At 68.0% G+C, this 11624-nt stretch carries 9 protein-coding genes; 6 read left to right on the top strand and 3 right to left on the bottom strand.

What is annotated here, in order from left to right; all coding sequences use genetic code 11:
* Positions 1-20: 20 nt before the first annotated feature.
* The 5 genes from guaD to ACXJLH_RS08755 all read left to right on the top strand — a co-directional run bounded on the left by guaD (position 21) and on the right by ACXJLH_RS08755 (position 6585).
* Positions 21-1328, top strand: a complete 1308-nt coding sequence (gene guaD / locus ACXJLH_RS08775) for a guanine deaminase (RefSeq protein WP_457443477.1) — start codon at positions 21-23, stop codon at positions 1326-1328.
* Between the two features lie 179 nt (positions 1329-1507).
* Positions 1508-3442, top strand: a complete 1935-nt coding sequence (locus ACXJLH_RS08770) for a S9 family peptidase (RefSeq protein WP_457443475.1) — start codon at positions 1508-1510, stop codon at positions 3440-3442.
* Positions 3443-3455: 13 nt separating this feature from the next.
* Positions 3456-3647 carry a hypothetical protein gene (locus tag ACXJLH_RS08765; protein WP_056198443.1) on the top strand — a complete coding sequence of 64 codons (192 nt, stop codon included), beginning with the start codon at positions 3456-3458 and terminating at the stop codon, positions 3645-3647.
* Between the two features lie 107 nt (positions 3648-3754).
* Positions 3755-4522, top strand: coding sequence for a winged helix-turn-helix domain-containing protein (locus tag ACXJLH_RS08760; RefSeq protein ID WP_056198440.1), 768 nt, complete (start codon positions 3755-3757; stop codon positions 4520-4522).
* Complete coding sequence (locus ACXJLH_RS08755; RefSeq protein WP_457443473.1) at positions 4522-6585, top strand: PAS domain S-box protein; 2064 nt, start codon at positions 4522-4524, stop codon at positions 6583-6585. The genes ACXJLH_RS08760 and ACXJLH_RS08755 overlap by 1 nt, the downstream gene beginning before the upstream one ends.
* Here the strand turns inward: ACXJLH_RS08755 and ACXJLH_RS08750 are convergent.
* The 3 genes from ACXJLH_RS08750 to ACXJLH_RS08740 are packed head-to-tail and all read right to left on the bottom strand — an operon-like array spanning position 6582 to position 10920.
* The gene (locus ACXJLH_RS08750) at positions 6582-6731 is read right to left on the bottom strand and encodes a hypothetical protein (RefSeq protein ID WP_457443471.1); all 150 of its coding nucleotides are present in this window, start codon (positions 6729-6731) and stop codon (positions 6582-6584) included. The two genes, ACXJLH_RS08755 and ACXJLH_RS08750, sit on opposite strands and share 4 nt — an antisense overlap.
* Entirely contained in the window at positions 6728-10093 is a 3366-nt protein-coding gene (locus tag ACXJLH_RS08745; RefSeq protein ID WP_457443469.1) for an EAL domain-containing protein, read from the bottom strand. Before ACXJLH_RS08745 ends, ACXJLH_RS08750 begins: the two co-directional genes overlap by 4 nt.
* 47 nt (positions 10094-10140) lie before the next feature.
* On the bottom strand, positions 10141-10920 hold the full coding sequence (locus tag ACXJLH_RS08740; protein ID WP_056199669.1) for a Crp/Fnr family transcriptional regulator: 780 nt from the start codon (positions 10918-10920) through the stop codon (positions 10141-10143).
* Positions 10921-11072: 152 nt separating this feature from the next.
* Here ACXJLH_RS08740 and ACXJLH_RS08735 point away from each other — a divergent pair, with 152 nt between their 5' ends.
* The gene (locus ACXJLH_RS08735) at positions 11073-11615 is read left to right on the top strand and encodes a Rossmann-fold NAD(P)-binding domain-containing protein (protein ID WP_157281656.1); all 543 of its coding nucleotides are present in this window, start codon (positions 11073-11075) and stop codon (positions 11613-11615) included.
* The last annotated feature ends 9 nt before the right edge of the window (positions 11616-11624 follow it).

Below are 11624 nucleotides of genomic sequence, written 5' to 3'. Positions count from 1 at the left end.
CGTTGCCTCAGAATTGCCATATGAGTTTTACTAACCAGGAAAAATTCGTCGACAGTCCACGCCGATGGGCCCTGCGGGGCGATCTGCTGGATTTCACGGCCGCACCACGCTGGGGCGACACCGAGCCACCGGCGGTGCGCTTTGACCGCGACCACTGGCTGCTGATCGAGGACGGCCGCATCGTCGGGAGGCAGGCCGCCGAGCCGGATGCCGGTTGGGCGCGCAAGGACCATGCCGGCAAGCTGGTGCTGCCGGGGTTCATCGACACCCACGTCCACTGCCCGCAGCTGGAGGTCATCGGCTCCTACGGCACCGAGCTGCTGGATTGGCTCAAGCGCTACACCTTCCCGAGCGAATGCGCCTTTGTCGACCCGGCGCGCAGCCGGGCAGGGGCCGAGGTCTTCCTGGATGCGCTGCTGGCCAGTGGCACGACCTCGGCCGTCGTCTTCCCGACCGTGCACAAGGTATCGGCTGAGGCCCTGTTCGACAGCGCCGCGGCACGCGGCATGCGCCTCATCACCGGCAAGGTGTTGATGGACCGCCATGCGCCGGACGGGCTGCGGGACGACGTCGTTCAGGCCGAGAAGGATTGCGTCGACCTCATCGCCCGCTTCCATGGCCGCGACCGCCTGGCGTACGCCGTGACGGTGCGCTTTGCGCCGACCAGCACGCCCGAGCAGCTGGCGATGGCCGGCGCGCTGTGCCGCGCCGATGCCAGCCTCTATATGCAGACCCACGTCGCCGAGAACCGCGCCGAGGTCGCCTGGGTGGCGGAGCTGTTCCCGGACGCGCGCAGCTACCTGGATGTGTATGAGCGCGTCGGCCTCGTGCACGAGCGCTCGGTGCTGGCCCATGGCATTTATCTGGACCCGCACGACCGCGTCGTCATCGCTGACCGTGGCGCCCAGGTGGCGCATTGCCCGTCGAGCAATCTGTTCCTGGGCAGCGGCCTGTTCGACTGGCCGGGTGCCGCTTTCAACATCAGCCTGGCTTCTGACGTCGGTGGTGGTACGACGCTCAGCCTGCCACGCAACATGCTCGATGCCTACAAGGTGCAGGCCCTGCGCGGCGAGCGCATGACCGCATGGATGGCCCTGCATGCCGCCACGCGGGGCGCGGCCGAGGCGCTGCAGCTGGGTGGCGAGATCGGCGGCCTGTCGGTGGGGCAGACGGCCGACATCTGCGTGTGGGACTGGGCGCAAGGCCCGGTCGCCGAGGCGCGCGACGCGGTGGCGCGCGAGCTGCACGAGCGTGTCTTTGCGTGGATGACGCTGGCCGACGAGCGCAACCTCGCGGCCTGCTACGTTGCAGGCCAGCAGCGCATTTGATGGTGCCCCCAGGGCTGGCCTGAAGCCCGCCCGCCCCCCGAGGGGGTCAAGGCGACTCGGGAACGGCCCAGCGTCGCCTTGAACCGCCTGTCCCCCGATTCCGCCGCTTCGTCACAACCCTGATGGGGGACGGCGGGGCGGCTGGCTAGAGTCTGCCCACTCATTTCAACGGAGACTCCATGAGCCGACCCCTGCTGACCCTCGTCGCTTCCCTGGCCTTGCTGGCTGGCGCGTCCCAGGCCGCTGTTGCCGCCGACAAGCCGGCCGCTGTCGCCAAGGCGCCCAAGCCCGCCAAGCGCTACACCATCGAGCAGTTCATGGCCACCGTGAACATCGGTGGCGCCAGCTTCTCGGCCGACGAGAGCCGCATCCTCTTCCACAGCAACGAGACGGGCATCTTCAACGTCTATGCGATGCCGGTGGGCGGCGGCAAGCCGGTCCAGCTGACGAATTCCAAGACCGACAGTCACTACGCGGTGGGCTTCTTCCCGGGCGATGACCGCTTCCTCTACACCCGCGACCAGGCCGGCAACGAGCTCAACCATCTCTATGTGCGTGAGCTCGACGGCAGCGAGAAGGACCTGACGCCGGGCGACAAGCTCAAGGCTTCGTTCGCCGGCTGGAGCGGCGACGACACGGCCTTCTACGTGACGACCAACGAGCGCGATCCGCGCTTCTTCGACCTCTACCGTTTTGATGCCAAGACCTACGCCCGCACGCTGGTCTTCAAGAACGAGGCCGGCTGGGAGTTGAGCGACATCAGCCGCGACGGCCACTGGCTGGCGGTGGGCAAGATCAACACGACGGCCGACTCCGACGTGCACCTGGTCGACCTGAAGAGTGGCGAGGTCAAGCACATCACCAAGCACCAGGGCGTGGCCAACTACACGCCGCAGGACTTCACGCCCGACAGCCGCGAGCTGCTGATGACCAGCAACGACGGCGGCGAGTTCACCCGCGTCATCGGCTACGACCTGGCCAGCGGTGCGACCCGCGAGATCGAGAAGGCCGATTGGGACGTGGACTACACGGCCTTCTCCAAGGACGGCCGCTACCGCATCACCGGCATCAATGCCGACGCCAGCATCGCGCTGCGCCTGTACCGCGACGGAAAGCCGATGGCGCTGCCCCAGCTACCCGGCGGCGACGTGCGCGGCGTGACCTTCTCCCGCAGCGGCAAGCGCATGGCCTTCTACGTGAACGGCGACCGCTCGCCCAACAACCTGTTCGTCGCCGAGGTCGGCTCCAACGCCGCGCCGAAGCAGCTGACGCAGAGCCTGTCCAAGGACATCGACCCGGCCGAGCTGGTGGACGCCTCCATCGCCCGCTTCAAGAGCTTCGACGGCATGGTCGTCCCGTCGGTCTACATGCTGCCCAAGGAAGCCTCGCCAACCCACAAGGTGCCGGCCATCGTCTGGGTGCATGGCGGCCCCGGCGGCCAGACCAAGCGCGGCTACTCGGCGCTGATGCAGTACTTTGTCAACAACGGCTATGCGGTGCTGGGCATCAACAACCGCGGCAGCTCGGGCTATGGCAAGAGCTTCTTCACGGCTGACGATGGCAAGCATGGCCGCGAGCCGCTGTGGGACTGCATCGAGGCCAAGACCTTCCTGGCCGGCACCGGCGTCATCGACCCCGAGCGCATCGGCATCGTCGGCGGCAGCTATGGCGGCTATATGGTGCTGTCGGCCATGGCCTTCCGCCCCGAGGCCTTCAAGGTCGGCATCGACATCTTCGGCGTCGCCAACTGGATCCGCACGCTGGAAAGCATTCCGCCCTATTGGGAGAGCTTCCGCCTGGCTCTCTATCAGGAAGTGGGCGACCCGGTGAAGGACCGTGAGCGCCTGATGGCCACGTCACCGCTGTTCCACGCCAGCGAGATCAAGAAGCCGCTGATGGTCATCCAGGGCGCCAACGACCCGCGCGTCATCAAGCCCGAGAGCGACGACATCGTCGCCGCGGTCAAGAAGAACGGCGTGCCGGTGGACTATCTCGTGTTCGACGACGAGGGGCATGGCTTCTCCAAGAAGAAGAACACGCTGGAGGCCAACCGCCGCATGGTCGAGTTCTTGGATAAATACCTGAAGCCCGGCATCAGTCAGCCGGTCAAGTAAGAAGGAGTCCGCGATGTTCAGCTTCCTGCTCTGGTGCATCCTGTTCGTGATCTGCTGGCCGCTGGCCATCCTGGCGCTGCTGCTGTGGCCGCTGGTCTGGCTGATCACGCTGCCCTTCAGGTTGCTGGGCATCGCCGTCGACGGCGCCTTCGGGCTGCTGCGTGCCATCGTCATGCTGCCTGCGCGCGTGCTGAGCGGGCGCTAGCCGGGCGAGGGGTCGCGGGGCGCCAGCGGCCTTGCACAATGATTTCGTGGCACCGATCGGTGCCAGAATCCTTGCCATCCCCATAACGCTTCAGGTGCGCCGACGCTGTGACGCTTCAGCACATTGCCGTTGTCGATGACGAAACAGCGATCACCGAGCTGCTAGGCCGCTATCTGCCTGGGCACGGCTTTCGCACGACGCAATTGCATTCGGGCCGTGCGCTGATGGAGCTGATGGCCAGCGATCCGCCCGAGCTGGTCCTGCTGGATTTGGGCCTGCCCGGAGAGGACGGCTTCGCCATCGCACGGCAGCTGCGCGAGCACTGGCGCTGCGGCCTGGTCATCATCACCGGCCGCGGGGACTCGGTCGACAAGGTCGTGGGCCTGGAAGTCGGCGCCGATGACTACGTCACCAAGCCTTTCGACCTGCGCGAGCTGGTCGCGCGCATCAAGGCCGTGTTGCGGCGCATGGAGCCGCACCCGTTGGCCTCCGGCCAGCCGGCCAGCGGGCAGGCGCCCCGGCAGGTGGCCAGTGCCTCGGGTGGCGAGCACCTGACATTTCTCGGCTGGCAGCTCGACCTGGGCGCCCGGCGCCTTGACGATCCGAACGGCGCAGAGGTGCGGCTCACCAGCGGCGAGTTCTCCCTCCTCGCGGCCCTGGCCCAGCATGCGGGTCGCGTGCTGTCCCGCGACTTTCTGCTTGAACAGACGCGGGGCCGCGAAGCTGCGCCCTTTGACCGCACGATCGACGTGCAGATCGGACGCCTGCGCAAGAAGCTGGAAGTCGATGCGGAGAATCCACAGATCATCAAGTCGGTCCGCGGCGCCGGCTACATCTTCGTTCCGCCCATCGGCTCCGCACGGGCTAAAACCTGATGGTTGGAACGCCTCCCGCCAACCAGCCGACGCCGCAGCCCGTCGATGACCTGACCGTCTACCGCTCGCTGTTTTCCGCCTATCCGGACGCCCTGCTGCTGGTGGACGCCGCAGGCCTGATCGCCCGAGCCAACCCCGCGGCGGCGGCGCTGCTGGGGTACTCGATGGAGGAGCTCGTCGGCACGAGCGTGGACGAACTGGTGCCCGACAGCATTCGCCCTCGCCACGCGTCATACCGGCAGGCCTACGGTCACGCGCCGCGCGCTCGGCCGATGGGCACGCAGATGGAGCTGGTAGCCCGGCGGCGCGACGGTAGCGAGGTGATGGTGGAAATCGCGCTGAGCCCTTTGCAAGACCACGGCCTGCCCTTCGTGGTTGCCGCGATCCGCGGCATCGGTGGCTATCCGCGCGTCAAACAGGCGTTGCAGCGGGCGCGCTACAGCGAGCATCTGGCGCAGCTGGGCCGCCTGGCCGTCGACGCACGCGATCCGCAGCAGCTGTTGCAGCAGGTACCGGCCATCGCCGCCGAGGCGCTGGAAGTCGAGATGGCGCTCGTCTTCCTGCTGGAAAGCAACCGGCTTGAACTGCGCGTCGCCGGAGGCGTGGGCCTGATCGCCGGCGAGTCGCTGGGTTGCATCGTGCCCAATCGCGGCGACACGCCGCTGGGCGTCGTGCTGAGCCAGGGGCAATCGGTCGTGATCGAGGACTTCCGCGCAGAACACCGCTATGCGGTGCCCCCCGACTATCTCGAGGCGGGGTTGGTCAGCGCATTGGCGGTGCCGCTGCTGGACCGCGGCCGCGTCATCGGCGCCTTGAAGGTTCGTTCCCGCCAGTCGAAGCGGTTCGGCGACGATGAACAGCGCTTCCTGGAGTCACTGGCCAATCTGCTGGTCACCTGCCTGCAGCGGGCGCAGACCGAGGAGGCGCTGAGCCATGCCCAACGCCTCGAAAGTGTTGGCCAGCTGACGGGCGGCATTGCCCACGACTTCAACAACCTGCTGACCGTCATCCAAGGCAATCTGCAGGTGCTGGAGGAGCTGCCGGCACTGGCGCAGGACGGTGGCGCCCTGCAACTGGTGAGCGCCGCGATGCGCGCATCCAAGCGCGGCGCGGAGCTGACCGGCAAGCTGCTGGCCTTCTCGCGCCGCCAGGTGCTGCAGCCCAGCGCGGTCGACGTGCATGGCCTGCTGCACCCGCTGTCGGACATGCTGCGCCGCACATTGGACCAGCGCATCCGCATCAGCGTCGATGTCGCGCCGGACTGCCCCCTGGCCCTGGCCGACGCGGGCCAGTTGGAAGCTGCCCTGCTCAACATCGCGATCAATGCGCGCGACGCGATGCTCGACGGCGGCGATCTGCGGTTTTCCGCGGCGGCCGCGGGCATGCTGCCGGCGGGCCTGCAGGACGAGCTCGGCGAAGGCCGGTTCGTCCGCATCGCCGTCACCGACACCGGCACGGGCATGCCGGAGGCCGTCAAGGAGCGTGCCTTCGAGCCCTTCTTCACGACCAAACAGGCCGGCCGCGGCACGGGCCTGGGCCTGAGTGCCGTCTATGGCTTCGTCAAGCAGTCGCAGGGCGCCGTCGCGCTGGACAGCACGGCCGGCCTTGGCACGACGATCAGCCTGTATCTGCCGGTGCCGCACGATGCCCAGACGGGGGCCCAGGACGGCGACCACGTCGGGCACACAGTGCCCGCGGGGCTGAAAGTGCTGGTGGTCGAAGACGACGCCGAGGTGCGTGCCGTGGCGCAGCACTTCCTGGCCAGCCTGGGTTGCGTGTTCAGCGTCTGTTCCAGTGCCGAGCAGGCGCTTCAACTGCTGACGCCTGAAGCCGATTTCGACCTGCTGCTCACCGACATTGCATTGGGTGCCGGCATGCGCGGCACCGAGCTCGCCCGCATCGCCCAGCAGCGGCTGCCGCAGCTGGCCATCCTGTTGATGTCGGGCTTCTCTGCCGAACTGCTGGATGCCGACCGCGAGTCCCCGGCGGACTGGGAACTGCTGCCCAAGCCCTACAGCCGCGGCCAGCTGGCACAGGCGATGGCCCGCGTGCTGTCGGCCTAGGTCTCGCGCAGCCGGGCGGCGCGCCGCAGGCCGACGGCGTCGGGCTGACCCGGCGCAGCGGCTCCCCGCTCCGCCGGCCGCCAGCTGCGGCTGTCTGGGTAGAGGTAAAGGCGGGCGCCAGGGGCCGAAGAGGTGAGGTATTTCAAGGCGCGCTCACCGCGATTGCGCCGTTTGCCAACAGGTGCTGCAGCGCTTCGGCTGGTGCCGGACGGCCGAAGTGATAACCCTGCATCTCGTCGCAGCCGCGCTGGCACAGGTAGTCGCGTTGCTGCGCGGTTTCGACGCCCTCGGCCACCACGCGCAGATGCAGCCGGTGGGCCAGTGCAATCACGGCATCGACCAGGGCCGCGCCGTCGGGCTGCTCGCCGATGCGGCGCGTGAACGACTGGTCGATCTTCAGCGAGTCGATCGGGAACTGCTGCAGGTAGGCCAGGCTGGAGTAGCCGGTGCCAAAGTCGTCCAGCGACAGCTTGACCCCGAGGGCCTTGATCCGCTTGAGCATGCCGATCGCAGCGCTAGGCTCGGTGATCAGCATGCCCTCGGTGATCTCGATCTCCAGCCACTGCGCGTCGACCTGATGGCGCTGAAGAGCGCGGGCCACCACCTGGTCCAGGTCACCTGCGGCGAACTGCCGCGCCGCGACGTTGACCGCTATGCGCACCACGGGCTGGCCGGCATCCATCCAGGCGCGGATCTGGCGGCATGCTGCGTCGATGACCCAGCAGCCGATGGCCAGGATCAGGCTGCTCTGCTCGGCCACGGGGATGAACTGGCTCGGTGGCACCAGTCCGATGCCGCTGCGCTGCCAGCGCAGCAGGGCCTCGGCGCCGACGACCTCGCCGCTGCTGGCATCCACCTTGGGCTGGTAGTGCAGCAGCAGCTCGTCGCGTTCGATGGCGCGGCTCAGTGCGGCTTCCAGGTCCAGCTTGGTCCGGGCCTCGGCATTCATGTCATCCGTATAGAAGCAGAACTGGTTGCGGCCCAATTCCTTGGCGCGATTCATCGCCGCATCCGCGTCACGCAGCAACTCGACTGCGGTGGGGTTGCCTTCGTCGGGGAACATGCTGATGCCGATGCTGGCCGTCAGGTAGGCATCCTGCCCACACGACAGCGCCATCGGCGCGGCGATGGTCGCCAGCAGGCCGCGCGCGAGCACGGCAACGCTGGTGCTGTCCATGTTGGCTTCGAGGATGACCAGGAACTCATCGCCGCCGAGCCGGCCCAGGAAGTCTTCATGGCGCAGGCGCGCCTGCAGGCGCGCGGCCACACAGACCAGCAATTCGTCGCCGGCCGGGTGCCCCAGGCCGTCGTTGACCGTCTTGAAGCCATCGAGATCGATGACCAGCAGCGCCGCGCGGCTCTCGCGCCGATGTGAGCGGGCCAGCGCATCCTCGAGCCGCCTCTGCAGTTGAACGCGGTTGGGCAGGCGTGTCAGCGGGTCGTTGTGGACCAGCCAGTCGGTCTGGGCCTCGCTGTGCTTGAGGCGACTGATGTCGGTGAACACGCCGACGTAGTGGGTCACTGCCGCGTCGTCGTCGCGCACCGCGCTGATGGTCAGCCATTCCGGATAGACCTCGCCGCCCTTGCGGCGGTTCCAGATCTCGCCCTGCCAGTGCCCGCTGGCATCGAGCGCGGCCCACATCCGCTGATAGAACTCCGCGTCGTGCCGGCCGGACTTCAGCAGCTTGAGGCTGGCGCCGATGGCCTCTTGCGCGTTGTAGCCGGTGATGGTCGTGAACGAGTGGTTGATCGATTGGATGCGGCCCCGTGAGTCGGTGATGATGACGCCGTCGCGGATGTCCTCGAAGACCGTGGCCCACTGGCGCATGCGCTGCTGCATGTCGTGGCGCTCGGTGATGTCGCTGGAGACGCTGTAGATGCCCAGCGTGCGGCCTTCGTCGTCGACCAGCTTGCCCTTGGTGCAGGCGTAGAGGCGGTCGCCATCGGGCATCGTCAGGCACGTCTGGACGCAGACTGGCTTGTCGGCCCGCAGTGCTGCCGCGTCGTCTTTGAGCAGCTGACGCACCTGCTCGGCTGGGAACAGACCGGTGGAATCGAAGCCGATCAGTTGCTCCGAGCTGCGCCCCAGCGCCCGGCACAGCGCGCGGTTCACGAACAGGTAGCGCCCCTCGAGATCCTTGGCGAAGATGACGTCGGTCGAACAGTTGGCGATCGCCTCGGCGATCTTCCAGGCCCGCTCCTCGTCCTGGCTTGCCACCGCCATGCGTGCGGCTGCCAGCAGTTCGCGCCGCTTCAGCGCAGCGTAGGTGAAGGCGCCCGCGGCCAGCACGGCCAGCAAGTTCACCAGGGCCAGCGTCGTCGCATCGGCGATGCTGCCGCCCAGCAGCGCATCGCGCGGCGCCTGGATGGCGACATACCAGCCGGAATTGCGAATCCGGGCCGCCACCGCGGCCTGGGCAACTTCGCCGCGATCCAGGCCGTCCATGAGCGAACCGGCCAGCGACGGATCGCCGGACAAGGCGGTCAGCGCCGCGCGGGAGGAGTTGCGCGGAGGGACGAACGGGGTGTCGGAGCCGTCGATGCGCAAGGCCAGCAGATCCCGTGCGGCGGGGCGGAAGAACAGCGTCTCGGGAGCGTCACTGGCGGAGCCCGGCGTCAGCTGCGGCAGCAGCGTGAGGCGCGGCGCTGTGCGCAGCAGCAAGACGGTCCCGGGCCGGCCGTCCGCGCTGGGCAGTGGCACGAAGAGGTCGAACTGCAGGCTGGCGGGGTCGCCCACCTCGGCCCGGAAGTCGCCGCCAGACACCCGCCCGCCTTGCAGGGCCGAACGCACGCCATGCGACATGGCCGCATCGACATGCCGCGCGGCGCCGTCCGGCGCCAGTAGCAGCCGGGCGTGTTCGTCGAACAGCAATGCGTCGGCGTAGTGCGTGGAAGTCAGCAGCAACAGCAGTTCCTTCCTCATCTCTGCCGCCGATGCCTCATCGGGGCTGCGGCGCCAGCGCAGCAGGCTGATGCGCAACTGGGGGTCGGTGGCAAGCCGGCGTGCGTCCTCCGTGCGCCGCTCGATCCAGCCCTGGACGATCTCGGCTTTCAGCTCGGCTTCGCGGCGCAACTGCGCAACCTGCTGTTCATGCGACATGTGAGTCGATCTGGCATAGCCCATCAGGCTTGCCAGCACGATGGCGGCTGACAGCAGGGCGAACACCCAGAGCACGCTGACCGGTCCGCCCTGACGCGCCGGTCCGGTCGCCTCGCCCTCGGCTTGCCGGCTGGGGGTGATCACATAGATCAGCGCGCTGGTCGCCAGCACGAAGGCGATGCCCTTGCCCTGGCCAACGGCGGACAGCGTGGCGATGTCGGGCGCCAGCTTTTCCAGCAGTCCATCAGACAGCAGGATCCAGGCAAGGCCAAAGGCCGCGTAAGCCGCGGCCATGGTCAGCGGAGCGGTCGGCGCCAGCCGGCGCCGCCAGAGGTCGAAGTGCCGGCCGAAGCCCCCGCTGGCGAAGCGAAGAGGCGGTGCGACGGCGTCCTGATGCGGTGAATTCATTTTTTTCTCCCTGGATCGATGCGCGGCCGCCGAGGCCGACGCGCCGCCTAGTGCAGACCGGCAGGAGCGGCCTGCCCACCGATGAAGGCGGCCAGTGCGGGGAAGTCGGGAATGCAGATGTCGCGCCGGCTCTTCTCGTGAAAGGCGATGAGCCGCGCTCGCGCGAGCCTGGACAGCACGCGGCTGACGGTCTCCAGCGTCAGGCCGAGGTAGTTGCCGATCTCGGCGCGCGTCAGGCGCAGGCTGATCTGGTCGGTCCTGAGGCCACGCGCGGCCAGGGAATCGGCCCAGTTGTGCAGAAAGGTCACCACGCGCGCGGCGGCCGGCAGCGCGCACAGGGCCGTCAGCGCCTCGCGTTCGCGCATGATTTCGTCGCTCATGGCCTCGTGCACGGTGGCCATCAGGCGGGGATGGTCGGCGCAGGCCTTCAGCAGTGCGTCGTAGCGCAGCGTCCAGACCTCGGCGGTGTCCATCGCAATGGCTTCGCAGGCGTAGCTGCCCTTGGCGATGGCGCTGAAGCCGAGCCAGTCGCCGCGGAACTTCAGCCCGACGACCTGCTCGTGGCCCTCGGCCGACGGGCTGATCAGCTTGAAGCAGCCGGAGTTCAGCACGTGCAGCTGCTCGAACCGCTCGCCCGGCCGGTACAGCACATCGCCGGCATGGACGATGCGGCGCCTGGGCGCCAGCACGGCCTCCAGCAGCTTCAGCTCGTCAGCGATGCGCTGCCCCTTGGTCGGCGCGGCGCTGGCATGGATCGCGCCGTTGGCGGCGAAAGCGGTGCTGCAACGCACGGCAGGGTGCGGGGTATGCGAGGGACTGGCGTGCATGAGGGTCTCCATTGGGGCTGCTCGAAGAAATCGATGCTAGGCAGGCCCCGCCAATGACGTGTCAACACGCGACATCGCTGGGTAGCGGTGCGTAAACACTGCGTGAACCGTTGGTGACGGAGCCTCTCAACACCGAGCCGGACTCTGCCGGCTTGACCTTGGTCAATGGCCGCGCAGTTGGCGTCGATACGCTGCCACTCATGTGTTCCGAGGCTCGCCAAGGCGCCGCTGGCGCCACTTCTTCCTACCCCGTCGACGCCGCTGCCGTGCTGCGGCAGGCGAGGGTGCTCTTGAGGCTGCAGGCCTCGGAGATGAAGCCGTTGACGGGCAGGCGGCTGGCGCTGATGTCGCCGCACCCGGAGGACGACGAGGGGAGCGAATTCGCGCAGGCGGCGACGGCGCTCGGTGCCCATGTGTCCTTTGTCCAGCCCGGGCTTGACGAGCACAGCAGCCCATGGCGGGTCGATGCAACGGCACGCATGCTGAGCCGTCTCTACGACGCGGTTGAATGTCAGCACCTGCCCGCCGCCCTGACAGGGCGCCTGGCCCGCAGCGCCGACATTCCTGTGTTCGCCGGGCTGGCGACCGCCGGCCATCCCACGGCCGTGCTCGCACAGGCACTGGACGGCGACGTCGCGTGGGCCATCAAGCGGCGCAAGATCCTGCAGGCGGCGCTGGTTATCAGCCTGGCTTGAGGAGCTGCG

Source organism: Roseateles sp. P5_E4 (assembly GCF_054049255.1).
The sequence above is the reverse complement of the archived record's forward strand: the minus strand, read 5'-3'. Positions and strand labels throughout refer to the sequence as shown.